Below are 23,557 nucleotides of genomic sequence, written 5' to 3' on the forward strand. Positions count from 1 at the left end.
TTGTTGATAGCTACGTAACGTTAATCTGTAGACATGGCAACGACCGGTGACACGAGCGGGCAACCGCTCCACGACCTGACGGCATTCCAGCGCGACGTGCTGACCGTCGTCGAACGACTCGACGACCCACACGGCCTCGCCGTGAAAGAGGAACTGTCGCGCCTCTACGACGGCAAAGAGATCAACCACGGGCGCCTGTACCCGAATCTCGACACGCTCGCTGACAAGGGCCTCGTCGAGAAGACGTCGAAGGACCGGCGGACGAACGAGTACTCGCTGACCGCCCGCGGCCGTCGTGAACTGGCGTCGCATCGGGAGTGGGCCGACGACGAACCCGACGTCGTCTACACCACGCGCGTGGAGAATGGGCCCGAAGCCACGGGCAACTTCGTCTTCGACGACCTCAACGAGGCGGCCGAGTGCATGGTCGAGATGGTCCAGCTGAAGTACGGGCTGGACATCGAGATAGATGTCTCGGACCTGTCAAAGGGCGTCTGGAAGTGGGAACACGACGAAAAGGATTTCGCGGTGTACATCTTCGAGAAGAAGCTCACGCGGTCGGCCGACGAGCGGCTGGCGTACTTCCGCGAGAATTACGCTGAGACGGAGGCCGAGGCATGAGCGACGGCGAATACGACGGCCGACGGTGGTTCGAGTTCGCCGTGTCGGTCTTCGGCCACTTCGAGGTCGAGGCCGAAAGCGTGGCCGACGCGGTCGCCAAAGTCGAGTCCCAAATCTCGACTGGCGACCTCGAAGACTTCGCCATCAACGAGGGCGAGGAGGTCCGCGACGGCGTCTACAAGTTCGGTTGCTCGACGTTCGGTATCTTCTACGCCCGCGCCACCGACGGCGAGGAGCTGTCGCAGGTCCACGTCCGACACATCGATATCGGGGATTTCGAGGACGGGCCGAGTTCGTGGCTCAACTACGTCGACCCGGCGATGCCCGACGACGTCGACGAGGACGCAGTGGTCGAACCCGAGGTGGTGCAGTCGTGAGTACCGAGAAACAGCGTATCGGCCCCCACGCCGAAGCCGGGTTCCGCCCGGTCGATGTCCTCCAGCAGGCCGAGAAAGGCGACACCATCGAACTGGAGCTGGACTTCTACGAGGCGCCGTTCGAGTTCCTCAGCGGCACTGTCCGGAGTGCGAACGTCGACGACGCCGACGACGACGGCCGGATGCAACTGAAAAACGTCCACATCGACACGACCGGCGAGTTCGAGAGCGTTGTCATCAACGTCAAGTTCGACACCAAGTCGTCCTACGCCAGCGTTGTCGGTGACATTCGTTTCACCCGGTACGACTCGGACGAGTACGAGTTCCGCGAACTGGACGACCTCGCGATGTGCGAACTCGTCCGGGAGGCGGAGGCATGACCCTCCAACACCGCGACCGCATCACCATCGCCCGCGAGATCGAATCTGAAGCCGACGCCGAGTACGACACCTTCACCGAGGAAGAGGACGGCGAGACCGTCGTCTACGAGAAGGTAGAGGTCTTCAACTGGGTCAACGTCGAAGTTCCGGCTGTCGTCCGCGGCAGTAACACTGTCGAACGGTTCGAGGCGGACATCGGCGCTGGCGACAGCGCTTCGACGCCCGACGCCGTCACGCACTGGCTGGCGACGATGCTGGATGTGGAGTTCGGCATTCGCCTCAGTGAGTACGACATCGAGGTCGTCGACGTCACCGCCGACGAGGTGTTCGTGCTGTGAGCACCAACGAACTCCCCGACGGCGACGTGGGCAAGTTCTCCGACGCCGCCGGCATCCGACTCGCTGCCCACGAGGACTCGGAGCGATACCGGGTCCGAACGCCGGTTGGCAGCATCATGTCTGTCCCGGCGCTCGACGCCGAACAGGCGGTCGAACTCGCCGCGGACGAGTACCGTGGCTTCGGCCCGGAGGACTTCGAACACGTCGGCGAGGACGCGGAGTACGGCGAGTATCCCGACCCCGCGGACTCTGACCGGCCGGTCAACGAACACGACCTCTGGATGCTGACGGCAGCGACCCGCAAGGGGTCTCGCGCAGGCTTCCAGTCTCGACACCCGCGGAAGAACCCGACGAACCGGACTATTGCACTCCTGCTGAACGAGTTCGAGGACCCGACCGAGGTACCGCTCCACGACCGCGACGCACTCCAGCAGGCGGACGGTATCGGCCCGCATCGCGCCGGACAGGTCGTCGGCGCTGCGGTCGCGAACAACCTCATCGAGACGGCTGTCCGGGGTGAGGGCGATGTCTAAGACTGCGCCGGACCACGACTTCCCGTTCGAGGAGGGCGACACTGTCCTCGTCCGCGTCCGTGAGAACGGGACGGGCGGGAACATCGTCGCGAAGTTCACTGCCGAGTGTACCTCAATCGACGCCCGCCCCGGCCCGACGGGGGACTTCGCCCGCTTCGAACTGCCGGGGATGATGAACTCGGTCAGCTACCGACCCTACGAGGCAGAGTTCGAGGTGGTCGGCCGATGAGCACCACATCTGACCGCCCGGCCATCACCGAGGACGAAGCCGAACAACTGGCGAAGCTCAATGCCCGCGTCATCTCGATGCGGAACCAGCAGGTCGACGGCGAGCCGGTGCTCATCTTCGACAAACAGAACCCGGACGCGTGGGTCCAGAGCGACTACACCGTGGAGGTGGGGTGCCGTGACTGACCCCATCGTCGCTGTCGACCTGTTCTGCGGCGCCGGCGGGTTCAGCGAGGGCCTGCGACAGGCCTGCGAGGACCTCGGCTACGACCTGCGCCACGCCGCGGTCAACCACTGGGACCGCGCCGTCGAGACCCACGAGCGCAACCACCCCGACGCCCACCAGTACCAGAGCAAGGTCGAACAACTCCACCCGCCGGACGTCGTGCAGCGCCTCACCGACGAGGACAGCGTCGACGTGGACCTGCTCGTCGGCGGGCCGTCGTGCACGCACTTCTCGCGTGCCCGCGGTGGCAAGCCCGTCAACGAGCAACTACGGATGAGTCCGTGGCACGTCCTCCACTGGCTGGAACTGCTGGACGTCGACGCGTTCATCATCGAGAACGTGCCCGAGATAGCCGATTGGGGGCCAGTCGACGACGACGGCCAGCCGGTCCGGGACGGCAGCATCTTCGAGGCGTGGGTCAACAGCCTGAACGCACTCGGCTACGCCGTCGACTGGACCCAGCTCGTCGCCGCCGACTACGGCGACCCGACGAGCCGTGAGCGGTTCTTCATCGTCGGCCGCCAGCACGGGTCGGTGTCGTTCCCGGAGCCAACGCACTCGGACGAGGACCCCGACCTGCCGGACTACCGGACGGCGGCGGACATCATCGACTGGTCGGACCCCGGCCAGTCCATCTGGACGCGCGACCTGACGCAGAAGCGGGTCCACTCGCCGCCGAAGGACTCGACGATGCAGCGTATCGCCGAAGGGATTCGCCGCCACTGCGACGACGCGCTCGCCCCGTTCGCCGACGTGCTGGACACGCTCGGTCGCGACGAGATTCGGGACCTCCGTGAGAACCGGGCGGTCCCGGCCGCCTACGCCGCCACCGCGGCCGCCGCGCTCGACGAGCCGTTCCTCGTCAGCATGCTCGACCAGAGCGCGACGACTGCCCAGTGCGAGTCTGTGCTTCTGAAACAGCAGGACTGGGGGCATCCGTGGTCTATCAACGACCGTCCGGTCCCGACCATCGCGACGCGCGGCGGGCACGCGCTCGTCACGCCGTCGCTCATCGAGCCGAAGAACGGGCGGCACCGCGGTATCCACAGCAACCCGCTGTACCGGCCCGACGACCGGCCGTTCCACACGGTCACTACCGACCCACGAGCGAAACTCGTCTCGCCGACGGTCCGGCCGTTCGTCGACGACTACGAAGGCCCGCCCAAAGCCCCGACCCAACCGCTGGGGACCATCACCAGCCGCGACCGGTTCGCGCTGTGCGTGCCCGAACTGTGGCCGTGGGGGCTGGACATCAAGTACCGGATGCTCCAGCCGCGCGAACTGCAACAGGCACAGGGCTTCCCCGAGAGCTACGACATCGCCGGGACGAAGGCCGACCGAACGAAACAGATCGGCAACGCCGTCCCGGTCAACCTCGCGACGGCGCTGTGCAAGCACGTCCTGACCGCCGAGGACCCGTCGCTGGCGACCTACGGCGGCGGTATCACGGCCGACGACGAGGCCGACATCCCCGACTACAGTGAGGTGGCGAGCGATGACTGAGAACGTTGTCGAGACGCTGACTGCGCTCGAACCCGGCGACCACGCCGACCTCGTGCTTGCCAACGGCGGCGACGTGTCGGCCCACGTGGTCGGCGTCGAGACTGAGCAGGACGGTCTGGCCGGCTGTGCGTACGAGCGCCTGACGCTGTGTACGACCGAAGAGCGCACGCTCACCATCCGACTGGCCCACGAGACACGCGGCGATGACGTCACCTCAGATATCGAGTACGCCGCGGTGGCCGATGGCGACACCAAGCGGTTCATCACCATCGAGGAAGCCAGTGACGGCGCGCAGCAGACGCTCGCCACCGACGGCGGGGACGCCGACGACACCGACCGCGACGACCCGCCGGCCTGCCCGGTCTGTGCCCGCCCGATGGAGTACTGCGAACCGCCCCACGCGGTCCCGCACTACATCTGTCCGAACATCCACGACCCAATCGGCATCGTCCAGCTACCGCGGCAGGTCGACTACGCCTTTGCCTGCATCCAGACGGACGTGAAAGACTCGTTCGACAGCGCCGGCGTCGACCCGTTCGCCGGTGTCGAAGCGCCGGCAGATGTCCCGGGACTCGTCGTCGACGGGATGCTCGACCGGTTCGAGGCCTGTCTCGCACACAAGCGGGACCGCCAGCGGACGGTCGAGGAGTCCGTGGCGGGGGGCGAACCCGAGCAGGCGACGCTGAAGGCGATGGCCGACGGCGGGACGCCCGACCCCGACGCGTTCCGCATCCCGACCATCGCGGAATTGGACGCGATGCGCGCCGCCGCCAACCTCTCGATGGCGGACCTGAGCGAGTGCGCCGGGTTCACGGACAATCGCTTCAGCCACATCCTGACCAACGACGTCAACCCGCAGACGCGAACGATTCGGGCGTTCCTCACCGCGCTGCAAGAGTTCGACGGCCACACGGAGAGCGGCGACCAGGGCCCGGCCCCGGACACGAGCGACCTCGTGGACGACGACGGGCCGACGGCGGTCGACGTCGAACAGATCGCCGCACGTCTCGACCGGCTGAATGCTGACGACGTTGGGGAGGACCCGACGCCGCCCGACGGCGACGAGACGATGCTGACCGACGGCGGGCACGCCGTGCGCCGCGGTCAGACGTGGACGTGCAACGAAGCCCACGCCGACGCCGCCGACGTCCCGCCGGCCCACGACACCGTCTCACTCTGGCCGGACTACCCGCGATTTGCGGCGGTGGTCGACCGCGTCGAGGGCGACGTCGCCCAGCTGACGGCCGGCACCAGCAACTCTCACCCACGAGCGCCGGACCTCGGCGACACCGTGGACATCCATGTCGACAGACTGCACGGACAGGCGCGCTGGTCGCTGACGTCGGCGGCGTCGACCACCGAGGACCCACCGCTCGTGACAGACGGCGGGCGGGTCGAGGACGACGTCGTGCACGACCTCACGAACCGACCGGTCGGCGACCTGTCACAGGCCGCGCTGAAAGCCGAGTGGTCTGAGGCCTATGAGCGGCTTGCATCTGGGACAGTCGAGGACCGCGACGGGACGTGGGACCGTCGGCGCGACCTCTGGCAGGAGATGCGCGAGCGGACGAATGCAGACCCGCCCGAGTGTCCCGAGTGTGGCGCGACCAGTTGGTCCCAAGAATTCGGCGGCCCGAAGCACTGCAACGGGTGCGGCTGGGCTCCGACAGACGAGGACATGGAACTGATACAGCGAATAGACAGCTACTGGTCATCCGTGAAGGCGGTCGACTACGGGGGTGCTGAGTAGGATGAGCGATACTGAGCGCTCGAAGGTCTACATCGTCGGCCGACAGTCCGGCGGCGGTCCAGAACGAGCAATCCACACCGACAGCGAGTGTCCGGTATTGGACCTCGCAAACAGCGTGTTCGAGAAAGACCGCTCGGTCTTCCCCGACGACAAGCCGGTCTGCACCACCTGTTCTGGCGGGATAGCGCGTCCAGAGACGCATGACACCTCACACTACAACGCACTCGTGGCGGCCGCGGAGGCTGATTCGGAATGAGGCAGATGACTCGCGAGAAGGCGTTGACTGAACGCGAGTTCGAGCGCCTCCTCATCGGCGCGATGCGTATCGACGACGCCGACGTGAGTATGGAAACGCGCGCGGTCCTGCTCATCGGTGGCCGTCTCGGCCTCCGACCCGGCGAAGTGACCCACATCGACGCGTCGTGGGTGAACCGTCGTCGCGAGATGCTGTCCATCCCGCCCCAAGACCCGTGTACGAAAGGGCGCGACGGCGGGCCGTGTGGCTACTGCCGGCAGGCGGCCAAACAGCAACTCAAACACGACGACGACAAAGCGTTCGAGGAGGTTATCGAGAACTACTGGAACCCGAAAACCGACGCTGCGGTGCGTGACGTCCCCTACGGCTGGGACCAGCGCATTGCGGTGGCCATCGACTGGCTCATCGACGAGTATGGCGGCTATCCCAACTCGTTCTCGACGCTGCAGCGACGACTCGATACGGCGCTGGAACTGGCTGACCGACTCGACACAGACGACACGAGTCTCCACGGCCTGCGTGGAACGGCGGCGTCGTATCACGCTGGCCGCGGCCTCGACGCCGGCCCGCTCCAGTCGATGTTCGGGTGGAGCGACCTCGCAACGGCACGCAACTATATCGCCGTCGACGGGCAGATGACGGCCCGCGCACTCGGGGAGGTACACGGCTGATGTCCGGCACTGTGCACCGTCTACAGGCCGCCCACGTCGCTGCCCGAAGTGTTTGGAAACGTCTTCCCGGGCCAGTGGCCCGCCCGAACTACGGCTGGTGGTGCAAGCGACACGACACCGTTCATAGGGGCCGAGACTACCGCGCCGTCGACGGCGAGCTTGTCTGTCCCGAGGCAGAAAACCGTGACCTAACGAACCTAATCGCGGACGGCGGTCGTTCCGTAGAGACGGCCACCGAACAGGAGGGGTCCCAGTGATGGACCGCTACGGCGGTCTCGTCGACGACCCCGGCGTCCCTGACGGCGACGGCGAGTCGTGGGCGGAAGCGGCCGAACGCCTGCGTGGGAAACGCCGTCGCCTGCACCCACTCGCTCGGGAGGTGACCGATGGTGAGTGAGCACGACGACCTCAACAGCGTCAACCGCTCGGACACGAAGTACGGCGACCGCGTCGGCGACGCCCTCGACCGGCCGGCACCCGAACCCGAGCAACCCGACCGGACCAGCGTCACGGACCACGACATCGAGGTCATCTACGAGACCGACCCCGGCCGCGACGATGGCTACGGCCGGGAGAAGTACTCGGCGACCATCCGCTACGACGACGAGACGGGCGAGCCGTACGTCCTGTTCGTCGTCGAACACCGCTGGAAGGGCAACTACTGGCGCGACGTCACGGACTGGGACTGGCGGGACGTCCCCGAACCGGTCCGCCAGCGTATCGCCGCCGCGCTCCCGGTCGACGGGCCCGCGGCGCTGGCGACCGACCAGCGACTCATCGACGCGGGCGGCGAGTCCCGGTGGGAAAAGCACCACAAGCACCGCGTCGAGGACATGTCGGGCGACGAGATGTGGGGCACGTCGTTCCTGCGGGACGCGATGGACAGCGCCGAGAGCGCCGCCGAGGCGTTCGACGACGACAGTTCGGGCGAGCGTATCGCCGAAAAGGTCGTCGGGGCACTCCAGAAGGGGATTCGTGGGCTCGAACCGACCGACGACACGACGGAGGGGTCGCCGTGAGCTCCCAGCAGGAACTGCTGTCGGCGTTCGATGCCGGCGACAAATCCGACCTCCGGCTGGCGGCTGACACGCTGGAGGACCGCCAGCGCACGAAGGCGTACATCCGCGAGCGGGAAACGGGCGGGTGGCGACTCGCGCTGGTCTCCGAAGACGTCATCTGGTGGGACGACCCTGCCGGGTCGGCGAAGACGGCCAAAATCGAACGGTCAGAGCATGGCTGGAGCGGGACGCGTCGAAACCGCTCGCCGGGGCCGACGAACGAACCAGACCTGCAGACGGCCATCGACGAGATGCTCGACTGGCTACAGGCGCATCCGCTGGAGGCTGAGTCATGATGGCCGCCGACACCACCACGACGACGCCCCGTCGCGAGTGGGGCCTCCAGCGAGTCACCGACCGTGACGACGCGTTCTACGTCTCACGGCAGTGGGAGCACTACTTCGGCGTCGAATACGAGAGCGACACCCGACTCCCGTGGCCGCTGGCCCACGTGCTGGGTTGGAACGACGGCGAGGACCCCGCGCCCATCGACGCGGCCGCGTACGTCGCGACCCACGAGCAGGTCCGCGTCGGCTGCGGGCTCGCGTCGCTGCGGGACCACACCCAGACCGTCGACGCGTTGCCACAAGGAAGATTCTCACCCGGAGCCCTCGCCGGCGACCGCAACGGCTGGCTCCTGCTGGGCGCGGTCGACCCGGCGTGGCGGGGCCACGGCATCGGCCATGCGCTGTTCGACGCCCGGTTGGACTGGCTGGCCGCCCGCGACCCGGACATGGTGTTCGCGTTCGGCTGGGAGCGCGACGCCGGCCGCTCTAGCCGCCCACTGTTTGAGGCCCACGACTTCACGCCCATCCAGCGGTTCGAGCGCTACTACGCCGACGACAGCGACGGCGCGAAACGCACGTCCTGTCCCGACTGTGGGGCGTGGCGCTCGAACGACGTCGACTGCCAGTGCCCGACGACGCTGTGGGCGCTCGACGGGGCCGACCTCCAGCGAATTGCCACGAGACAGAATCGACAGACAACCAGCGATTGCTACGAGGCAGATTCATGAACGCAAGCAAACACACGACGACGAGTATCGACTGGCCGGCCGGGTTCGAACGAACCGACCCCAACCGGCGGACAAAGAACCGGAACTTCGAGGCGACGCTCGCCCAAACGACGAAGGACCTCGCGACGGAGATGGACCGTCTCGACCCCGAGGAGTGGCGCGCGTCCATCGGGAACAGTCACACGAAAACGAACACGCTCCCCCGACACAACGCGAACCCGGACGACCCGGGATTCGTCCTCCGGTGGACGAAGGACGGCCAGCAGTTCGCGGTCGCCTGCGACCGGTACTCGCGACTGCGTGACAACGCCCGCGAAGTGTACCTATGGGTCCACGAGACGCGGATGCGCGGGAACCGCGCCGTGGTAACGGGCGAGAGCGAGTTCGCGGCCGCCCGCCTTCCGAGCGGCGACGGCGAGACTGTCGTCGCCGGGCCGCCGCCACACGAAGTCCTCGACGTCGCGCCGGATGCTCCCGACGGCGTCGTGAACGCCGCCTATCGCGAGAAAACGAAGGAGATGCATCCCGACCACGGCGGGAGCGACGCGGCGTTCAAACGACTCCAGAACGCGAAGGAGGCGATGCTCGATGAGTAAGACCGCCGAAGCCACCACCGACGCCCGCCTCTCGTGGCCCCGCCGGCGTCGCGAGGACGGCACACCCATCGTCGGGTGGACGTGCCAGCACTGCGGCCACGAGGTCGAAGCGCCCTACTCCTCGTCACGACTCGCCCGCTGTCCCGAGTGCGGTGGGAACCCGCAGGGCGTCCGGGCGTGGGACGTCGAACGCACCGTCGAGGCCCGGCAGGAACGCCTGCGCGACCAACTCGCCGCCCACTACGGCCCCGAGGACTACCCCGCTGACGACGGTGAGACTTCGTGTGTGGCCTGCGGGACCGAAGAGGACGTCCACATCTGTCCGGGTGAGGCACTGGAGGACTTCGAGTGGCGGTGTGACGACTGCCGCCGGTTCCCGAACTACTTCTGGCAGCCCGGCGACCATCCGTCGCTGTTGGTCCGGGACTGGATCGAGACCTGTGACCGCTGTGAGGCGGAGTTCACGACGGTCTTCGGCGTGACGTTCTGGACCGAGACGCACGGCTCTGACCATCACACCGAGGACCTGTGCCTGCAGTGTGTCGACGCCGACCGCGTGCAGCGGGCCCTGGAGGTGAGCCGATGAGCCGGGCTGTCCGCTCTGACGACACGGCCGGGAACCCGCTCTCGCGCCACGAGACGTGCGAGACCTGCGGCCGGGAACCGAAGGGCCACCACACGATACCTGCGGACGGCGGCTGTCCGTACTGGGATTGCGAGGGCGGGCCGGTGCTGAACCAGTACGAACGCCGCGCCCGTGACCGGCTTCGAGAGGTCCCCAGCGACGTCTGCCAGCGGTTGGCGAACTACGTCGACGGCACGTACTGGTCGCCCGGCGTCCACGAGTTCCTCGCGCCGCTGGAGATGACCGAGGGCGACATCGTCCTACGAATCTCCGATGACGCGCCGGGGTATCTGTGGTGCTACTGGGCCGGCACGCCGCTGGATACGCGGTTCTACAAGTGCATCAGCACGCTCCCGCACTACCAGGACTACAAGGTCGTCGGCCAGCGGAGCGGGTCGGTCCGGCGCGTCGACTCGACGCTGGACGAACACTATCCGCGACCGACGCACGTCGACGACGTGCCCGAATCGGTCCGTGCGGTGATGGCGAACGCACGGCCGTATCCCGACGCGTGGGGTGAGGACGGTGAGTAGCGGTGACGAACTGGCGCCGTGGGACGTCTGGGCCCTCCCCACCGTCGACCAGCACAACACCGACCCGGAGACCGACCGTGTGCCGACGCCGGAGGGCGCGGTCCGCTGTTACTTCGGTGACGAGCTGATGCACCCCATCGGCGGCCGGTCGGTAGAGTTCTCCGTGGGCTTCGACAACGAGCCCGGAGAGCCGGCAGGCTTCGTGTTCGACGCGCCCGTGGCGATGTTCGAAGACGACGAGCCAACCGGCCCGGCGCTGCGGACGCTCATGACCGAGGATACCATCCCGATAACGGAGGCGAACGAACGGAGCCCGCACCGTCGAACGTGGGCGCCGACGCACGCCGTCTCGTGGGACTTCGAGATTACGCTGGAAACGACGCCGTACACGGCCGATTCGGACGGTGAGAACGCATGACGCCGGACCTGAAAGCCGACCCGCCACGTGTCGACTCGCCGTCGGACATCAACGCCGTTGCGACCCGCCACCTCGGGAACGGCGTCCACGTCCACGAACTGGAGTGGTTGGCTGACGGCCGCGTCGTCGCGTATCTCGGCGCGACCACACCCATCGACACGTCGCCGTGGCCGTCCCAACCCGAACTCTCCTTCCGGAACTACGCGCCCATCGGCGCCGCGGTTGCCCGCCCAGATGGTGACGAGTACGTGGTCGACCTCCCGGATCGCGACGCGCTCAACGACGCGCTGGTCGCACGGAAAGAGTACGCCGACGAGTACGACGCGGCGGTCATCCCGTCGCTGTTGAACCTGTGCAAAGACCGCCGGGAGATGCACCACGACGAAGCCGCCGAGTACGGCCTGTACGACGTCGACACGCCCGCAGACCTCGACCTCTCGCCGATGGAGATGTTCCATCTCGGCCGCGCGGTCGGGATGCAGAAAATGGCGTCGTTGGCTCACAGAACGCTCTCTCGGCGGCTAGAAGCCCCGTACAACGGCCACCGGAAGTGGGAGTCGCGGGAGTACCGCACCGTTCGAGAGCGCCGGAGTGCCGGGCCACTGGAGGCGGATGTGTGATGCAGACGACTAACATCTCGTGGTGCGACTACTCGTGGTCGCCAGTCACCGGCTGTACCCGCCACGGCCCGGAGTGTCAGAACTGTTGGGCTGAAGCCTTCACGCGCCGGCAGGCCGCCCGCGAGGACGCCCCCGAGTACATGGACGACCTCGCGTGGACGCAGGAAAACGCCGAGGTCGTCGTCGACACCCACGCAGACCGCCTCGACGACCCACTCGACTACACGTACCCCGACGGACCGGGCCGCATCTTCGTCGTCTCGATGGGCGACCTCTTCCACCGCGAGGTGCCGACGTCGTTCATCCGCCGCGTCGTCGCCGTCGCCCGACAGTGCCCCGAACACGAGTTCGTGTTCCTGACGAAGCGACCGGAGCGAGCGGCCGACATCGACGTGGCGTGGCCCGAGAACGCCATCGTCGGCACCAGTGTCGGGAGCGGGCCCGGCGGCGAGTACCCGGACACCACCCACCGCATCGACGCGCTGCGGGACGTCGACGCCCGCCGGTGGGTGTCGTTCGAGCCGCTCATCGAACCCGTCGGCGAGGTCGACCTCTCGCACATCGACTGGGCGGTCGTCGGCGGCGAGAACGCGGCCGATGCCGACCGGCGCGAGATGGACCACGCGTGGGCGCGGGATATCCTCCGGCAGTGTCGCCGGGACGACGTTGCGTTTCACTTCAAACAGTCCTCAGCGGCGACGAACGAGTCCGGGACGCGGCTCACCGTCGAGAACGAGCAGTACGGCGTCTACGAACAGCGAGAGATTCGCGAATACCCGCCGGTCCCCGACGTGACCGAGCGGGCCCGACAGGAGTTGACAGCATGAGCGACACCAGAGACATGGACCGCGGCGAGATGCGCGTCCAGATGGTCGACAACGTGGAGGACAGTATCAACAGCTACCGGACGATGGCCCGCGACCTCCGGCGACTGGTCGAAGGGGCCAGCGGCGTCGCGGACCCGGGAAACGTCCGGCCGTTCCTCACCGGCGTCGACGCCGGGCTCCAGCTGGCCGAGCAGGACATGGCGAACATCTCGCGCGAGATACTGCACGGCGACGCGTTCCCCGAACACTACGACCCACGGGACGTCGACGACGAGGGCGTCTCGGAGGTCCTGACGGTACTTGTCACCGAAGCCAACAGCGAGAATTGGGGCAACGTCGTGGCGAATCTCGACCGGCTAGAGGAACGCTGCGAGGACCTCCGGGACGGTGAGAGCGAATGAGCGCCGACCATTCACGCCTCCCCAAACGGGGCGACCCACGCGTCGAGGAGTACACTCGCGAGGGGATGGAGGAAGATCAAGAGCGCGTGAAGGTCGTGCGACCGGTGACGGAACGTCAGCCGACGCTCACCGGCGACGGGCCCGAACCGGTCACGCGGACGGTCACACTCGCGGACTTCCCGGCCGGAAACGCGTGGAACGTCATGCAGGCGCTCGCCGACCACTTCAACTGCACAGTGGAGGAACGATGACTGACCTCCTCAGCGACGACCGCGCCGACGCCGTCCTGAGCGAGGACCGCCAGTATCGCTACCGACTCTCCCGGACGTGGGATACTGAGAAACCGACCATCGCGTTCGTGATGCTCAACCCATCGACAGCCGACGAGACCGAGGACGACCCGACCATCCGCCGCTGTCTCGGCTTCGCCGAGGACTGGGGCTACGGGTCACTCCTCGTCGGGAACCTCTTTGCCTACCGAACGTCGGACCCCGCGGACCTGCGGGACGTCGACGACCCGGTCGGGCCAGAGAACGACCAGCACCTGCGGGATATCTGCGACGAGGCAGACAAGGTCATCGTCGCGTGGGGGACCGACGGCGACCTTCACGACCGCGAACGCGAGTTTGTCGAGAAGCTCGACGTCGACCTGTACGCGCTCGACACGACGAAGGACGGCCACCCGAACCACCCGCTGTATCAACCAGCCGATGCGGAGCCGGAACTGTTCGAACTGGAGGGCGGTGAGAGCGATGAGTGACCACCGCCACGACACCGACCGGTCGACGACGGTCGTCGTCGGCGCGTGTCCGAACGGCTGCCAGTCCTTCGAGATGGAGAGCGACGGGCCCGAGGAGACTGCCGACGCGTTCGTCGAGCGCGTGAAAGCGACGTTCCCCGAGTGTTCGGACTGTGAGGCCGACATGGGGTTCGTGCGCAAGGACGAACCGAGCGAGGTGCTGGAATGAACTCCGATAAAGCCGCTGCCGTTCGGGACAGCATCAACGGCTGTCCAGATGTCGTCGGCGAGGACGACCTCCGCGAACGCGACGACGACCACTACCACGAACACTACTCTGGCGAGATTCGCACCGGCGACCGCGTGGAGCCGTCGGCCGACACGTTCCGACCGGCCTACATCGAGCAGTCGGGGACGCTCGGCGACGGGGACGGGTCGTCGCGGCCGGTGTACGTCGTCGTCCTCGAACCGATCTGGAAGACGACCGACGCCGCCGCCTGTCTCTCACAGGAACTCGTCTACGAGGTCGCCAAACACGACTGCCGCCTGCGGTTCTACCCACCGGACCACCGGCTGGGCGGCACGGTCTGGGTGACCGACCACTTCAGCGAAGACCTCTCGAACACCGACGGCGACCGCTGTCCGGAGTGTTCGGCGACGTACTGGAAACTCCGCGACGGCGAACCCGAGTGCGCCCGGTGCGGACACCGCAAGCACAGCCAGCCAACCGACCGCGAACAGGTTACTGTGGGGGACTACACGTGAGTACCTACGATAGCGAGAACATCGAGACCGGCGAACTGCTGATGCGAAGCCCGCTCACCGACACCGTCTACCTCGTCACGCGCTGGATGGACAGCGGCGACGGCAACGACGTCCGTGCGCTCGAGAAGGAAGCGCTATCGGAGCCGCCTCACGACTATGCACTCGACGGTGTCGAGGGACTGGACACGCGGCCTCGTGGCCCGCTTGGCGACGAGCCGTCGGACACGCCGACGACCGCGGCCATCGGGTTCTGCCCGCGTTGTGGCGACAACTGTCGGGCGACGACGGCCATCCGCGGCCTGTTCGTCTGTCGGTGGTCCTGCGGGTATCAGTGGTCCGACGAGCGCGTCGGCGAGCAGGAACGGAGCTTTGGGGACTACTTCGTGGAGGTCGATGCGTGAGCCGTCCACCACTCTCCCACCGAGTCAACGACTGGGACTACGCGATGCTCGCCGGGCTCGGGACCGGACTCGTAATCGGTTCTGTCGGCGTCTCGCAACAGCCCGTCTGGCTGTGGGTGGCGCTGGGGCTCATCTCCATCGCCGCGTCGTTCGTCGGTATCCACTTCAAGGTGAAACACCGCCAGCAGGTTCGGGAGGGCGCAAAGTGAGCCAGCGCGCCGCTGTCGAGTACGAACGCGACGGCGAGCTGGTGCGGGGCCACGCCGCGTGGCGCGTGCTCGAACACTACGCCGACATCGCCGACGACCGCCTCGTCGAGGACATCAAGCGACGCCTCCCGACGGCGCTGGGCTGTTTCCCGACACTCGCCCACGAGACGGTCAACGTCGGCCTGCTGTACGAGAACGCCGACGCGCAGGCACAGGCGTTCGGGTACAATCGCCTCATCTGCCTGCCGCCGGACGAGTACACGACGAACGTCACGCTCTGGCACGAACTCGGCCACGTCGCCATCCGGATTCGCCACGAGGACGGCGACGACGTCGCCAAAACCAGCGAAGAGTACTGCTCGATCTACGCGATGGCGCGGATGCCGCCGGAAGCCATCGACGAGGAGAGAGTGCCGTACCTCGGCGAGCCCGGCGTCCCGCGAGAGGACTGGCCCGACATCTGCCAGCGGGCGCTTGAGTACCGCGACGACCACGGCGCGAACAGTCACTACATCCAACACTGCAAGGAGCTACTTCAGATATGACCGAGAATCGAACAGACGACGACGCGCCTGATGTAGACCAGATGTTGGCGCTGGTGAGCCTTAACGGCCTCGCTATCTCCGGCATCGCGTTCGTCCTGCTCGGCGACTATCCGTTCTTGCCGTCGCCGCTCCCTGTCGATCCGTGGTACGTTGCGTACCTCGGCATCGCGTTGCTGGTTGGCCCGCAGTTCATCTTGCAGTTCCGACAAATACGGAGTGCTCAAACATGACCGACACGACCTACGACCCGTTCACGTACGACTGCTACGTCGTCGGCCGCGCGACCCGTACGGTCGACGCCCCGACCGCCGACGGCACGGACACTATCGAAGAGGGAAGCATCCGACTCGAACCCCGGTGTGAGGACGAACTCGCGCTCGTCCGCGCCGAGGACGGCTGGACGAGTCACTTGCTCGACCCCGACGCCGACGACCCGGTGCTAGCCGGCGCCCACGTCCCGCACGACCTGCTGGGTGTGCTGTGGTTCCCGGAGCCGATGACCGACCACGAGGCCGCCGACTGGCTCGAAACGAATCCTGAGCGCTGGCGCGAGTTCCGAACCGAGCATCTGGATACCGAGATCGCGTCGGACACCACGGCGGCGGACTTGCTGGATGGTGGTGTGCGGTGAGCAACGTGCCTGCGGCTGACGGGTGGTTCACGACACTCGTCTCGTGGCTCGGAATCGCCTTGCTCGTCGTTAGCGTGGCGTCCATAGCAATCCTGTACGGCACCGGGCAGACAAGGACCGTGACCATCGGAGAGGATATCACCGTCACGGATGCAACTGTGACCGAGGGCGACGACGTCGTTCGGGATGTGTGGGTATCGGAATACGACGTTCACGTCGAGATGACTACTTCGGCATCCGAATCCGGTATCGCAGAGGTGTGGTACTACACCAACGACAGCGCGGAGCAGAAGGTGTCTCTGGAACCGCACCAACAGGAGTTCTACTTCACGTCTGTGGCCTTTGTGGGTTCGACGCCCGAAATCGTCGCCTACGACGGGAGCAATCAGGTAGTGTACCGCCTCGAAGTAGAGTTCGGTAGTGATCCGAATGAGGTGACGATAGGATGACGGACGAGACCGCCGACGAACCCGAGGGAAGCGTGCTTGTACTCGTACTCTCGCTCGGCATGGCCGTGGCGGTCCTTGTCGCCGTAGTCGGCGGCGGGTACTGGTTCGTCACCAACGCCGCGATGTTCTCCGGGCCGTCGACGACGTGCGCGGACGTGCCGGTCGAGACCGCGACCGACGCCGAGACGGTCCTGCTGTACGAGGCTGAACCCGACGGGTTCTTCGACGACAACCCCGGGAGCGGCTACCTCGCCACGTTCCCGAACGGGACCTACACCGCGACCGGGCCGCTCCAGTCCTTCGACGGCGAGGTGGCCCAGCACTACACGGACTTGCTGTTGGCCACGAACAACAGTAGCTACCTCCTCGTCGACCAGAATGAGGGGATGGGTGTGATACTACAGGGCCCGGCGAACCGCTCGACCGACACCTACCAGTATTTCGATGAGCGTACGGAGTACGATATCTACGAGCGCTGTGAGGTGCAGGTGGCATGACGCTCCGCCAGTCCATCCAGTGCCGCAAGTGCGGCGAGGCCTTCGAGACACGCAAGAACTGGCTGTACGACAACCAGACCTGCCCGGACTGTTTCACGTTCCCCGACGTGTATCCCGACGACCAGCCGATGCCCGACGAGTTCGACGTTTACCTCGTCGGCCGGGTGCAGACCATCCCGAAATCTGGCGCGGAGGAGAGCTACTTCCGCGTGGCCGCCCGCGACGCCCACTCGTCGTCGCGAAAGGCCTCGCCGAGCGCGTCGACGGTCGGTCGAGCAGGCACGCGACCGTGCTGCGGCGCGGTGATGACGGCCAGCGGCTCATCGCCATCCCCAAGCAGGACTACGACCGGTTGGGGCTCAGTCTCGACGTTGACGCCGACGAGTTGCCACGCATCCTCGTCTACGCCGGCGACCAGACGCTCGCCTTCGAGCAGGCTGGCGGTGTCACGCGGACTGTCACGCGGCCGGAGGACGATCTCGATGAGTAGGTACCGAGTGGAGGCAGAGGTAGTCAGCGACGACGGCGACAGAACTCGACGAGTTCCTGTGACCGATTACGACGAGAACCGGACGGAGGAACAATGATTCGAGGCAACCCAGAAGACTACGAAGAAACGGTATGTGAACAGTGCGGTACTCGCACTGCCAGACCGATGGAGTGGCCAAAGTTTTGCGCGGGATGTGGTTCTGAGCTACCAGATAAGCACTCCGAAAACGACGAAGGACCGGAGGGTTCTGAGTAATGCCCCCGTACAGATGGCACGCCAGTAAGTACGCCTGTCCGGAGTGTGGGGGCGCTACGGAGGGGGAGGCCGGGCCCGACCACATGACCGCGATGCGGTGTCAGTCGTGCGACTGGGGCCGAACGTTCGACGCGCCGACTATCGAGGAACAGCCGGGGGACGTGCTGGATCGCTACACGGCCCAACCACGCCGCAGCGTCGAGCGCGTGCCGCATCCGGGGGAGGTCAGGTCGTGAGTAGACAGCGGCCGAGAGCGCTACCGTCGGCAGATTCACGGGCACCGACGCCGTCGGAGGGACCATGACCGGCGCCGATGAGTGGCTCGGCGAACACTTCGAGGAAATCGACGCCAGCACGTTCACCGAGTGGATGGCCTGCCCGCGGTGTAAAGTGCGGACTGTCACGCTCCGACGCGACACACGCAACGGTGAAGTCTCGCTTCGGTGCTCTGAGTGCGGCCGACGCGACATCCTCGTCTGGGGCGCGGCAGAGGACGACGACCCAGTGCCGGGGCCGGACGCAGGTGATGCATCGTGACTGAAACACTCTATATCGAGGTCGCCGAACCCGACATCGACCTCCGCGGCAAGGACTTCGACGTCGAGATCGAGGGACCGTACGGTGGCCGGTTCGGTGTGCCGACGGACGACCTCGTCGTCACAGAGGACACACTGCAACTGCCGAACCCGGAACGGTTCACCCCCTTCGGCGACGACTGCACGTGGGTAATCGAGGCGAGTGACAGTGCCGAGTGAGACGAGCTTCACCACCCGTTTCAAACAGCACATGGCCGCTGGTTGTGCCCTCGTGCTGGTGGCGACGGCGGTGCCGGGCGGTCTCGACACTGAGACGACCGACACGACCACGACGACCGACCTGACTGAGGGCGCAACTCTCTCGGACTACACGACCGAGGACATCACGACCACGGTCGCCGTCGGTCCGACGTGCGAAGAGTGCGAGAGTCTGGACGTCGAGACGGTCGACCGCGTCTGGGCTGGCCCGTCGGCGTGGGACCGACGTCGCTACTGCCGGGACTGCGGATACATCTGGGAAGAGGCCACGGAGGAGGGCCTTGTCGACCTCTCGCCCTCGAAGCGAAGCAAGCACGTCGAGGACGTCCACTCGGCGTACGTCCACGGCCGACTCTCCGACGAGGCGCTGGAGCGGTCGCTCGACCGTGTGTTCGGACTCTGCAAAAGCTGATTCTGCCGGGTAGTTTATCGTAACACCAACCGCAGTCCAGCAACGCCGGGTATCACTGGAGCTGCCCAGTAACCCGCCCAGCGGAATGCGGCTATCAGGTTCTTGACGGGCTGTATATCCTGCGAGTACGCTGGACTCGCCCCGACCTGCGGCCAGAGAGCGACCGCGAGAAGGCCAGCGAAGACGAGTAATCCGATACCGAGGTACGTACCAACTGTGTTCGCCCCACTCGATAGAGACATGTCAAACTATTCGCGAGTTGTATGCAAAAGGGTTCTCCTACCGAACTTCTAAGTTTGAGACACTAACCAACACGGACCCCCGAACACCGCCGACTGTTGGTTAGCTCGCAAACACCGACGAGCGACGCCACCACCGCGACCCCACTGTCGGGAGCTTTAATGCCGCATATCCCGACTATTCACGTATGTACTGTATCGCTTCGAGAAAACCCACACCACTAGCCAACAGATGGTGAGCGACGGCCGGACGTCCCTTCGCGAGCGCGTGAAACAACGCGCTGACGCGCTCGGCGTCGACCCCGACGCCCTCCTCATCCAGAGTCGTCGCCGGGACCCGATGTACAAGGGGACCGACGCCGACCACGCCAAAGCCGAGTGGTTCGCGGACCTCTGGCGACAGGCCGTCGCCGGCCGCGATGCGGACCGCATTCACATCCGGGGCGTCCACTACTACATCGTCATGTCGACGACAGAGGAGTCCCGGCTGAATCTCGACCAGCTGCCCGTCGACTTCGACGCCGGCGAACTGGACCGCCTCCAGGGCCCGGTCGAACCCCCGACGAACTGCTCGTGGGGCGTCTACCAGAACACGGACCAGTGTTACGACTATCTCGAATCGGCGGGCACGCTCGCGCGCATCCTCGGCTACATCCCGTTGGGTGGCATCTACGACAACAAGCATGCCCAGCGCGTCGTCACACAGTACGGCGAGCATCGCGAAACGGCGGACGTCGGCGACGTTACCATCCCGTCGGGTGTCGACCTCCCGACGCTGCCCGAGCCCGGCGACCGCGGGGAACTGGCCTTCGACGGCCCTGAGGACGTCGCCGAGTACATCGCCGACGACGTCGCCCGGTCGCTCGCGGAGCAAATCGAGTTCGACACGGCCAGCCAACAGCCCTTCCACGTCGAACTGTGGTGTGAGAAGGGGCTACCGGACTACATCCACGCGCTGTGTGCGGACCTCGGCGTGAACGTCATCGTCGAGGGCGAGGGCGACCTGTCGCTGACTATCGCCCACGAGTTCGTCCAGCGGGTCAACGACGCCGGCAAACCGGCTATCATCTGCTACCTCTCCGATTTCGACCCGAAGGGCGACAACATGTCCTCGGCGATGGCCGGCAAGGTCGCGTGGCTGAACCAGCGCGGCGACCTCGACCACCGGGTGTGCATCGAGCAGGTCGCGGTCACGAAACAGCAGGTCGACCAGTTCGGCCTGCCACGGAAGCCCATCAGCGAGTCCGACAAGACTGGGACCGGTGGGAAGGCCTACGACACGCTCGTCGACGAGTGGGAACAGCGGAAGGGGACCGGGGCCTGTGAGTTGAACACGCTCGAACAGATCCCGGACCTGTACAAGCACATCGTCCGCGAGGCTATCTCGCCGTATCGCGCCGACGATCTCCACGCACAGAACCGGCACGCGCTGAAAGGGTGGGTCGATGAGGTACGAAACACGCTGGTCGAGTCGCTGGAAGAGGCCGGCGTGCCCGACGACGTCGACGCACTCGAGGACTGGCTGGCCGAGTGGAACAACTACCTGTCGGACCTCGACCCCGTGTTCGAGCGGCTGCAGGACATGCAAAAGCGGGGTGTGTACGCCGACTGGGTGGACCAACTGGAGGACACCGTCGACGACACCGAGTGGCCGACGGTCACCGTCCCCGAGGGCGAACAGTTGTTCCCCGACGACCCGCTGTACGACTCCGAGCGGGAGTATGCTGAAAACGTCCGGCGTGTCGAGCAGCACAAAGAGGGGTAGTCACTTCGACCTCAGTCGTCTATCTCTTGGAGCGTGAGGTCGTTCGGGACCTCGTACTCTCGCCGCGCTTCGAGCACGTCGTCGACGAGACTGGCGTCGACATCTGCCGGGTCCGGAACCTCACCCAGCACCTCCGCGAAGTCCTGTGGCAGCAGGTACCACTCGGAGTACGTGCGAGTCACCAACGGCTCTCGGGCAGTGTCGTACACCGCTGCCGTCGGCGTATGGACCCACCAGTCGGCGTCGGCCGCCGGGCCGGTGTCGCCCCACCCGTCATCCGTGTGTGAGCGCACGCGAGCGCCGACCGCCGTCCCGTACCGATCTATCCACAGCCCGTCGCCGTCGCCGACACTGCATCGCGGCGGACGGAGTTGAATCGGACAGTGGGCGCGCCCGTTTGTGAGATACATGCCAGACCCGACGTCGAACGCACGGAGCGCGTCTTTCTGCTCGGTCGTCAACTCGTGCGTCCGGTCGAGAAAGTCGAGACCCTCGTCACTGTGTTCGAGGAGGAGTCTGTCCGGGAAGTTTGCCCGGACAGATTTGTAGACATCTTGAAGGCAGTGCGTGCCAGCGAGAAGCGTCATCCGACGGCTCATCCCCTGCACGGCAAGCTTGAATACCGTCTGTCTGAGGGCGGCGACAGCCGTTGTGTAGGTCGCGTCGGACAGCCGGGCCGGGGCGACACGTTTCAGCTCGGGAATGACGGCCGCGACCGGTGGCAGGCGGGGGTTGTTGTCACGTGCGTTGTAGACGAGTTGCAGCCAGAGGTCGGTGAGGACGTACTGTAGCTCGTCGGCGTCCGCAGAGAGGAACTGGGTACAGAGGACAGCGGCCCGGCCGGCGTCGGCGAGACACGCGTCTATATCGATATTGGTGGCTGCCGACGCCGGGGCTAGAATCCCTTCGGCACGCAGTAGCGCGATGCGGGCCGCAACCGTTTCGAGGACGCCCTCGGCATCCATTTCGTAGGGGGCAGTATAGGTCTCGACTGTCTCCGCTCCCTCGTCCCTCTCTTTGCGCTCGGTCCACTCGACGGTGGCGTCGGTCGCGCTGGCACGTTCTTCTAGCCGCCCGATGAGGTTGGCGACGTCGCCGTCGTCAGCCAGCGTCTCGTCGAGCGACCGTTGAATCTGCCCTTCGAGTGTCGCGTCGGACGTGTCCACGCCCGCGATGTGGAGCAACACCGTCGGCGTCAGCGAGTCGATGCCGATGGTGAACTCGGTGAAGTTCTCCGGGAGCGTGTCCGGCAAGGCATCTGTGGCAGGCACGAACACGTCGGTTGGTGTCCCCGACGGCTCGACGTCGAACGACTCCAGCCGCTCGCGTGCTGCTGGGTCGTCGTTTGGGACGGCCCACATCGGCGTTTCCATCCGGCCGTCGCCCATCACCGAGATGACTTTGTGGGGGTGCTCCCGGACCAGTGTCTCGGCGATGCTGGTTATCGCCATCGAGACGCCCCGTCGCGGCAGGCCGGAGCAAAGGAGATGGTTGGAAGGGTTGTACGAGAGTTCGTCTTGCCCGCTGTCGGCTGGACTGAACGCTGCCCGTAGCTTCCCAATCGGCGTCGACGCGTCGCTATCGCTCTCGAACCGCGTCTCTGCGTCGGCAATACGGAACGGCAGGTACGTCGCGGAGTGGTTGATGCTCTGTTCGTCGGTCGGCGTGTCGGTTGACTCTGTATCAGTCATACGTCGGTAAGAAGGGTGATCGGTCGTCTCTGTGCAGTTCGTGGCAGACATCGGCTGTGGCGGGTGGCGGCAATCCGCCACCACTGTATCGGATGTTGATGCTCATGCTGTCGTTACTCGCTAAGGACGAGGTCGTCCTCCCGCGACCGACTCTTCTCGGCGACACCCTCGGGGTGGAGCGTCACGTCATGCAACTCGCGGTGCTGCCAGCAACAGTCTCGGTTCGGTGGCCGGCTGCGACTGCATCGAGAGCCGTCGGTCGTCTCGGCTCGGCACTGCCCGCCCGAGAGTTCGAACCCCAGCGCCGAGGCGACGCCGAGCGCCAGCAACACCGGCGCGACGGCCAGTAGCGTCGCGACGACCCCATGGGTCCAGCCCGGAAGCACGGTGTTCGCGACGAGCCAACTAGCACCGTAGACCGACGCGACGGCACTGAGGCGAGTGAGTGTCTGGAACTGGTCGTCGTTCATCGTCGGGGAGTGGGATTCGTAGCGGTGGATTTCATCTGCGGGGTTCGGCGGACACCACGGCGTCGGTCTGGTCGGGACAGATTCTACTAGTGGTTGCAGGCGCTATGACGTACGCGCGTACGACACGCAGACGCGACGGACGCGAGGACTTGTTCTGTCGGACCCGCGCGCGAGATAGCGCCTCACGCCGCTCCGACGCCCGATACGCCGCTATGAAGTCGGACTGACA

At 66.0% G+C, this 23,557-nt stretch carries 40 protein-coding genes and 1 pseudogene; 39 read left to right on the top strand and 2 right to left on the bottom strand.

The window, feature by feature from the left end:
• Positions 1 to 33: 33 nt before the first annotated feature.
• The 39 genes and pseudogenes from NDI85_RS19860 to NDI85_RS20050 all read left to right on the top strand — a co-directional run.
• Positions 34 to 330 (top strand): annotated as a pseudogene (locus tag NDI85_RS19860) (PadR family transcriptional regulator); the annotation flags it as partial.
• Between the two features lie 287 nt (positions 331 to 617).
• Positions 618 to 998, top strand: coding sequence for a hypothetical protein (locus tag NDI85_RS19865; RefSeq protein WP_310916756.1), 381 nt, complete (start codon positions 618 to 620; stop codon positions 996 to 998).
• Entirely contained in the window at positions 995 to 1,378 is a 384-nt protein-coding gene (locus tag NDI85_RS19870) for a hypothetical protein (protein WP_310916757.1), read from the top strand. The genes NDI85_RS19865 and NDI85_RS19870 overlap by 4 nt, the downstream gene beginning before the upstream one ends.
• Positions 1,375 to 1,716, top strand: coding sequence for a hypothetical protein (locus NDI85_RS19875; protein ID WP_310916758.1), 342 nt, complete (start codon positions 1,375 to 1,377; stop codon positions 1,714 to 1,716). Before NDI85_RS19870 ends, NDI85_RS19875 begins: the two co-directional genes overlap by 4 nt.
• Positions 1,713 to 2,249, top strand: a complete 537-nt coding sequence (locus NDI85_RS19880) for a hypothetical protein (protein WP_310916759.1) — start codon at positions 1,713 to 1,715, stop codon at positions 2,247 to 2,249. The genes NDI85_RS19875 and NDI85_RS19880 overlap by 4 nt, the downstream gene beginning before the upstream one ends.
• Positions 2,242 to 2,478 (top strand): hypothetical protein, encoded by a 237-nt coding sequence (locus NDI85_RS19885; protein ID WP_310916760.1) that lies wholly within the window; start codon positions 2,242 to 2,244, stop codon positions 2,476 to 2,478. Before NDI85_RS19880 ends, NDI85_RS19885 begins: the two co-directional genes overlap by 8 nt.
• Positions 2,475 to 2,663, top strand: coding sequence for a hypothetical protein (locus tag NDI85_RS19890; protein ID WP_310916761.1), 189 nt, complete (start codon positions 2,475 to 2,477; stop codon positions 2,661 to 2,663). Before NDI85_RS19885 ends, NDI85_RS19890 begins: the two co-directional genes overlap by 4 nt.
• Positions 2,656 to 4,206: a DNA cytosine methyltransferase gene (locus tag NDI85_RS19895; RefSeq protein ID WP_310916762.1), complete on the top strand. Its 1,551-nt coding sequence runs from the start codon at positions 2,656 to 2,658 to the stop codon at positions 4,204 to 4,206. The genes NDI85_RS19890 and NDI85_RS19895 overlap by 8 nt, the downstream gene beginning before the upstream one ends.
• On the top strand, positions 4,199 to 5,956 hold the full coding sequence (locus tag NDI85_RS19900) for a hypothetical protein (protein ID WP_310916763.1): 1,758 nt from the start codon (positions 4,199 to 4,201) through the stop codon (positions 5,954 to 5,956). Before NDI85_RS19895 ends, NDI85_RS19900 begins: the two co-directional genes overlap by 8 nt.
• A gap of 1 nt (position 5,957) precedes the next feature.
• Positions 5,958 to 6,212, top strand: coding sequence for a hypothetical protein (locus NDI85_RS19905; RefSeq protein ID WP_310916764.1), 255 nt, complete (start codon positions 5,958 to 5,960; stop codon positions 6,210 to 6,212).
• Positions 6,209 to 6,883 carry a tyrosine-type recombinase/integrase gene (locus tag NDI85_RS19910; RefSeq protein WP_310916765.1) on the top strand — a complete coding sequence of 225 codons (675 nt, stop codon included), beginning with the start codon at positions 6,209 to 6,211 and terminating at the stop codon, positions 6,881 to 6,883. The genes NDI85_RS19905 and NDI85_RS19910 overlap by 4 nt, the downstream gene beginning before the upstream one ends.
• A gap of 256 nt (positions 6,884 to 7,139) precedes the next feature.
• Positions 7,140 to 7,280, top strand: a complete 141-nt coding sequence (locus tag NDI85_RS19915) for a hypothetical protein (RefSeq protein WP_310916766.1) — start codon at positions 7,140 to 7,142, stop codon at positions 7,278 to 7,280.
• Entirely contained in the window at positions 7,270 to 7,902 is a 633-nt protein-coding gene (locus tag NDI85_RS19920; RefSeq protein WP_310916767.1) for a hypothetical protein, read from the top strand. Before NDI85_RS19915 ends, NDI85_RS19920 begins: the two co-directional genes overlap by 11 nt.
• Positions 7,899 to 8,237: a hypothetical protein gene (locus NDI85_RS19925; protein ID WP_310916768.1), complete on the top strand. Its 339-nt coding sequence runs from the start codon at positions 7,899 to 7,901 to the stop codon at positions 8,235 to 8,237. The genes NDI85_RS19920 and NDI85_RS19925 overlap by 4 nt, the downstream gene beginning before the upstream one ends.
• The gene (locus tag NDI85_RS19930; RefSeq protein WP_310916769.1) at positions 8,237 to 8,956 is read left to right on the top strand and encodes a GNAT family N-acetyltransferase; all 720 of its coding nucleotides are present in this window, start codon (positions 8,237 to 8,239) and stop codon (positions 8,954 to 8,956) included. Before NDI85_RS19925 ends, NDI85_RS19930 begins: the two co-directional genes overlap by 1 nt.
• On the top strand, positions 8,953 to 9,552 hold the full coding sequence (locus NDI85_RS19935; RefSeq protein ID WP_310916770.1) for a J domain-containing protein: 600 nt from the start codon (positions 8,953 to 8,955) through the stop codon (positions 9,550 to 9,552). Before NDI85_RS19930 ends, NDI85_RS19935 begins: the two co-directional genes overlap by 4 nt.
• Positions 9,545 to 10,138: a hypothetical protein gene (locus tag NDI85_RS19940; protein ID WP_310916771.1), complete on the top strand. Its 594-nt coding sequence runs from the start codon at positions 9,545 to 9,547 to the stop codon at positions 10,136 to 10,138. The genes NDI85_RS19935 and NDI85_RS19940 overlap by 8 nt, the downstream gene beginning before the upstream one ends.
• Entirely contained in the window at positions 10,135 to 10,710 is a 576-nt protein-coding gene (locus NDI85_RS19945) for a hypothetical protein (RefSeq protein WP_310916772.1), read from the top strand. The genes NDI85_RS19940 and NDI85_RS19945 overlap by 4 nt, the downstream gene beginning before the upstream one ends.
• Positions 10,703 to 11,128, top strand: coding sequence for a hypothetical protein (locus NDI85_RS19950; RefSeq protein ID WP_310916773.1), 426 nt, complete (start codon positions 10,703 to 10,705; stop codon positions 11,126 to 11,128). Before NDI85_RS19945 ends, NDI85_RS19950 begins: the two co-directional genes overlap by 8 nt.
• On the top strand, positions 11,125 to 11,748 hold the full coding sequence (locus tag NDI85_RS19955; RefSeq protein WP_310916774.1) for a hypothetical protein: 624 nt from the start codon (positions 11,125 to 11,127) through the stop codon (positions 11,746 to 11,748). Before NDI85_RS19950 ends, NDI85_RS19955 begins: the two co-directional genes overlap by 4 nt.
• Complete coding sequence (locus NDI85_RS19960) at positions 11,748 to 12,575, top strand: DUF5131 family protein (protein ID WP_310916775.1); 828 nt, start codon at positions 11,748 to 11,750, stop codon at positions 12,573 to 12,575. Before NDI85_RS19955 ends, NDI85_RS19960 begins: the two co-directional genes overlap by 1 nt.
• A complete protein-coding gene (locus NDI85_RS19965) occupies positions 12,572 to 12,976 on the top strand; it encodes a hypothetical protein (protein WP_310916776.1) in 405 nt (134 codons plus the stop codon). The genes NDI85_RS19960 and NDI85_RS19965 overlap by 4 nt, the downstream gene beginning before the upstream one ends.
• Positions 12,973 to 13,227, top strand: a complete 255-nt coding sequence (locus tag NDI85_RS19970; RefSeq protein WP_310916777.1) for a hypothetical protein — start codon at positions 12,973 to 12,975, stop codon at positions 13,225 to 13,227. The genes NDI85_RS19965 and NDI85_RS19970 overlap by 4 nt, the downstream gene beginning before the upstream one ends.
• Positions 13,224 to 13,736 carry a DUF1643 domain-containing protein gene (locus NDI85_RS19975; RefSeq protein WP_310916778.1) on the top strand — a complete coding sequence of 171 codons (513 nt, stop codon included), beginning with the start codon at positions 13,224 to 13,226 and terminating at the stop codon, positions 13,734 to 13,736. The genes NDI85_RS19970 and NDI85_RS19975 overlap by 4 nt, the downstream gene beginning before the upstream one ends.
• Complete coding sequence (locus NDI85_RS19980) at positions 13,729 to 13,944, top strand: hypothetical protein (RefSeq protein ID WP_310916779.1); 216 nt, start codon at positions 13,729 to 13,731, stop codon at positions 13,942 to 13,944. Before NDI85_RS19975 ends, NDI85_RS19980 begins: the two co-directional genes overlap by 8 nt.
• The gene (locus tag NDI85_RS19985; RefSeq protein WP_310916780.1) at positions 13,941 to 14,480 is read left to right on the top strand and encodes a hypothetical protein; all 540 of its coding nucleotides are present in this window, start codon (positions 13,941 to 13,943) and stop codon (positions 14,478 to 14,480) included. The genes NDI85_RS19980 and NDI85_RS19985 overlap by 4 nt, the downstream gene beginning before the upstream one ends.
• The gene (locus NDI85_RS19990; protein WP_310916781.1) at positions 14,477 to 14,881 is read left to right on the top strand and encodes a hypothetical protein; all 405 of its coding nucleotides are present in this window, start codon (positions 14,477 to 14,479) and stop codon (positions 14,879 to 14,881) included. Before NDI85_RS19985 ends, NDI85_RS19990 begins: the two co-directional genes overlap by 4 nt.
• Complete coding sequence (locus tag NDI85_RS19995) at positions 14,878 to 15,090, top strand: hypothetical protein (protein ID WP_310916782.1); 213 nt, start codon at positions 14,878 to 14,880, stop codon at positions 15,088 to 15,090. Before NDI85_RS19990 ends, NDI85_RS19995 begins: the two co-directional genes overlap by 4 nt.
• Positions 15,087 to 15,635, top strand: coding sequence for a hypothetical protein (locus NDI85_RS20000; RefSeq protein ID WP_310916783.1), 549 nt, complete (start codon positions 15,087 to 15,089; stop codon positions 15,633 to 15,635). Before NDI85_RS19995 ends, NDI85_RS20000 begins: the two co-directional genes overlap by 4 nt.
• Positions 15,632 to 15,865, top strand: coding sequence for a hypothetical protein (locus tag NDI85_RS20005; protein ID WP_310916784.1), 234 nt, complete (start codon positions 15,632 to 15,634; stop codon positions 15,863 to 15,865). The genes NDI85_RS20000 and NDI85_RS20005 overlap by 4 nt, the downstream gene beginning before the upstream one ends.
• The gene (locus NDI85_RS20010) at positions 15,862 to 16,266 is read left to right on the top strand and encodes a hypothetical protein (protein ID WP_310916785.1); all 405 of its coding nucleotides are present in this window, start codon (positions 15,862 to 15,864) and stop codon (positions 16,264 to 16,266) included. Before NDI85_RS20005 ends, NDI85_RS20010 begins: the two co-directional genes overlap by 4 nt.
• Entirely contained in the window at positions 16,263 to 16,715 is a 453-nt protein-coding gene (locus tag NDI85_RS20015) for a hypothetical protein (protein ID WP_310916786.1), read from the top strand. Before NDI85_RS20010 ends, NDI85_RS20015 begins: the two co-directional genes overlap by 4 nt.
• Positions 16,712 to 17,212 (top strand): hypothetical protein, encoded by a 501-nt coding sequence (locus tag NDI85_RS20020; RefSeq protein ID WP_310916787.1) that lies wholly within the window; start codon positions 16,712 to 16,714, stop codon positions 17,210 to 17,212. Before NDI85_RS20015 ends, NDI85_RS20020 begins: the two co-directional genes overlap by 4 nt.
• A 289-nt stretch (positions 17,213 to 17,501) precedes the next feature.
• Positions 17,502 to 17,702 (top strand): hypothetical protein, encoded by a 201-nt coding sequence (locus NDI85_RS20025; protein ID WP_310916788.1) that lies wholly within the window; start codon positions 17,502 to 17,504, stop codon positions 17,700 to 17,702.
• Between the two features lie 254 nt (positions 17,703 to 17,956).
• A complete protein-coding gene (locus NDI85_RS20030) occupies positions 17,957 to 18,193 on the top strand; it encodes a hypothetical protein (RefSeq protein WP_310916789.1) in 237 nt (78 codons plus the stop codon).
• A gap of 64 nt (positions 18,194 to 18,257) precedes the next feature.
• Positions 18,258 to 18,494: a hypothetical protein gene (locus NDI85_RS20035; RefSeq protein ID WP_310916790.1), complete on the top strand. Its 237-nt coding sequence runs from the start codon at positions 18,258 to 18,260 to the stop codon at positions 18,492 to 18,494.
• Positions 18,491 to 18,712, top strand: coding sequence for a hypothetical protein (locus NDI85_RS20040; RefSeq protein WP_310916791.1), 222 nt, complete (start codon positions 18,491 to 18,493; stop codon positions 18,710 to 18,712). The genes NDI85_RS20035 and NDI85_RS20040 overlap by 4 nt, the downstream gene beginning before the upstream one ends.
• Complete coding sequence (locus NDI85_RS20045; protein WP_310916792.1) at positions 18,702 to 19,163, top strand: hypothetical protein; 462 nt, start codon at positions 18,702 to 18,704, stop codon at positions 19,161 to 19,163. The genes NDI85_RS20040 and NDI85_RS20045 overlap by 11 nt, the downstream gene beginning before the upstream one ends.
• A 471-nt stretch (positions 19,164 to 19,634) precedes the next feature.
• Positions 19,635 to 21,167, top strand: coding sequence for a hypothetical protein (locus tag NDI85_RS20050; RefSeq protein ID WP_310916793.1), 1,533 nt, complete (start codon positions 19,635 to 19,637; stop codon positions 21,165 to 21,167).
• Positions 21,168 to 21,178: 11 nt separating this feature from the next.
• On the opposite strand, the gene NDI85_RS20055 is transcribed toward NDI85_RS20050, so the two are convergent.
• Both NDI85_RS20055 and NDI85_RS20060 read right to left on the bottom strand, forming a co-directional pair.
• Positions 21,179 to 22,858: a hypothetical protein gene (locus NDI85_RS20055; RefSeq protein WP_310916794.1), complete on the bottom strand. Its 1,680-nt coding sequence runs from the start codon at positions 22,856 to 22,858 to the stop codon at positions 21,179 to 21,181.
• 113 nt (positions 22,859 to 22,971) lie between these two features.
• Positions 22,972 to 23,328, bottom strand: a complete 357-nt coding sequence (locus NDI85_RS20060; RefSeq protein ID WP_310916795.1) for a hypothetical protein — start codon at positions 23,326 to 23,328, stop codon at positions 22,972 to 22,974.
• Between the last annotated feature and the right edge of the window lie 229 nt (positions 23,329 to 23,557).

Origin of the sequence: Haloarcula sp. S1AR25-4 (assembly GCF_031624555.1) — an archaeon.
In the GTDB taxonomy this organism is placed as follows: Archaea; Halobacteriota; Halobacteria; order Halobacteriales; family Haloarculaceae; genus Haloarcula; species Haloarcula pellucida.

Excerpts from the sequence above, each read along its gene's own strand:
- NDI85_RS19960 (WP_310916775.1), top strand. The coding sequence starts at position 11,748 with ATGCAGACGACTAACATCTCGTGGTGCGACTACTCGTGGTCGCCAGTC.
- NDI85_RS19930 (WP_310916769.1), top strand. The coding sequence starts at position 8,237 with ATGGCCGCCGACACCACCACGACGACGCCCCGTCGCGAGTGGGGCCTC.
- NDI85_RS19900 (WP_310916763.1), top strand. The coding sequence starts at position 4,199 with ATGACTGAGAACGTTGTCGAGACGCTGACTGCGCTCGAACCCGGCGAC.
- NDI85_RS20050 (WP_310916793.1), top strand. The coding sequence starts at position 19,635 with ATGGTGAGCGACGGCCGGACGTCCCTTCGCGAGCGCGTGAAACAACGC.
- NDI85_RS19910 (WP_310916765.1), top strand. The coding sequence starts at position 6,209 with ATGAGGCAGATGACTCGCGAGAAGGCGTTGACTGAACGCGAGTTCGAG.
- NDI85_RS19985 (WP_310916780.1), top strand. The coding sequence starts at position 13,941 with ATGAACTCCGATAAAGCCGCTGCCGTTCGGGACAGCATCAACGGCTGT.
- NDI85_RS20005 (WP_310916784.1), top strand. The coding sequence starts at position 15,632 with ATGACCGAGAATCGAACAGACGACGACGCGCCTGATGTAGACCAGATG.
- NDI85_RS20030 (WP_310916789.1), top strand. The coding sequence starts at position 17,957 with ATGCCCCCGTACAGATGGCACGCCAGTAAGTACGCCTGTCCGGAGTGT.
- NDI85_RS19885 (WP_310916760.1), top strand. The coding sequence starts at position 2,242 with ATGTCTAAGACTGCGCCGGACCACGACTTCCCGTTCGAGGAGGGCGAC.
- NDI85_RS19865 (WP_310916756.1), top strand. The coding sequence starts at position 618 with ATGAGCGACGGCGAATACGACGGCCGACGGTGGTTCGAGTTCGCCGTG.
- NDI85_RS19965 (WP_310916776.1), top strand. The coding sequence starts at position 12,572 with ATGAGCGACACCAGAGACATGGACCGCGGCGAGATGCGCGTCCAGATG.
- NDI85_RS19875 (WP_310916758.1), top strand. The coding sequence starts at position 1,375 with ATGACCCTCCAACACCGCGACCGCATCACCATCGCCCGCGAGATCGAA.
- NDI85_RS19905 (WP_310916764.1), top strand. The coding sequence starts at position 5,958 with ATGAGCGATACTGAGCGCTCGAAGGTCTACATCGTCGGCCGACAGTCC.
- NDI85_RS19945 (WP_310916772.1), top strand. The coding sequence starts at position 10,135 with ATGAGCCGGGCTGTCCGCTCTGACGACACGGCCGGGAACCCGCTCTCG.
- NDI85_RS20035 (WP_310916790.1), top strand. The coding sequence starts at position 18,258 with ATGACCGGCGCCGATGAGTGGCTCGGCGAACACTTCGAGGAAATCGAC.
- NDI85_RS19935 (WP_310916770.1), top strand. The coding sequence starts at position 8,953 with ATGAACGCAAGCAAACACACGACGACGAGTATCGACTGGCCGGCCGGG.
- NDI85_RS19940 (WP_310916771.1), top strand. The coding sequence starts at position 9,545 with ATGAGTAAGACCGCCGAAGCCACCACCGACGCCCGCCTCTCGTGGCCC.
- NDI85_RS19980 (WP_310916779.1), top strand. The coding sequence starts at position 13,729 with ATGAGTGACCACCGCCACGACACCGACCGGTCGACGACGGTCGTCGTC.
- NDI85_RS20020 (WP_310916787.1), top strand. The coding sequence starts at position 16,712 with ATGACGGACGAGACCGCCGACGAACCCGAGGGAAGCGTGCTTGTACTC.
- NDI85_RS20060 (WP_310916795.1), bottom strand. The coding sequence starts at position 23,328 with ATGAACGACGACCAGTTCCAGACACTCACTCGCCTCAGTGCCGTCGCG.
- NDI85_RS19915 (WP_310916766.1), top strand. The coding sequence starts at position 7,140 with ATGGACCGCTACGGCGGTCTCGTCGACGACCCCGGCGTCCCTGACGGC.
- NDI85_RS19970 (WP_310916777.1), top strand. The coding sequence starts at position 12,973 with ATGAGCGCCGACCATTCACGCCTCCCCAAACGGGGCGACCCACGCGTC.
- NDI85_RS20055 (WP_310916794.1), bottom strand. The coding sequence starts at position 22,858 with ATGACTGATACAGAGTCAACCGACACGCCGACCGACGAACAGAGCATC.
- NDI85_RS19890 (WP_310916761.1), top strand. The coding sequence starts at position 2,475 with ATGAGCACCACATCTGACCGCCCGGCCATCACCGAGGACGAAGCCGAA.
- NDI85_RS19955 (WP_310916774.1), top strand. The coding sequence starts at position 11,125 with ATGACGCCGGACCTGAAAGCCGACCCGCCACGTGTCGACTCGCCGTCG.
- NDI85_RS20010 (WP_310916785.1), top strand. The coding sequence starts at position 15,862 with ATGACCGACACGACCTACGACCCGTTCACGTACGACTGCTACGTCGTC.
- NDI85_RS19920 (WP_310916767.1), top strand. The coding sequence starts at position 7,270 with ATGGTGAGTGAGCACGACGACCTCAACAGCGTCAACCGCTCGGACACG.
- NDI85_RS19975 (WP_310916778.1), top strand. The coding sequence starts at position 13,224 with ATGACTGACCTCCTCAGCGACGACCGCGCCGACGCCGTCCTGAGCGAG.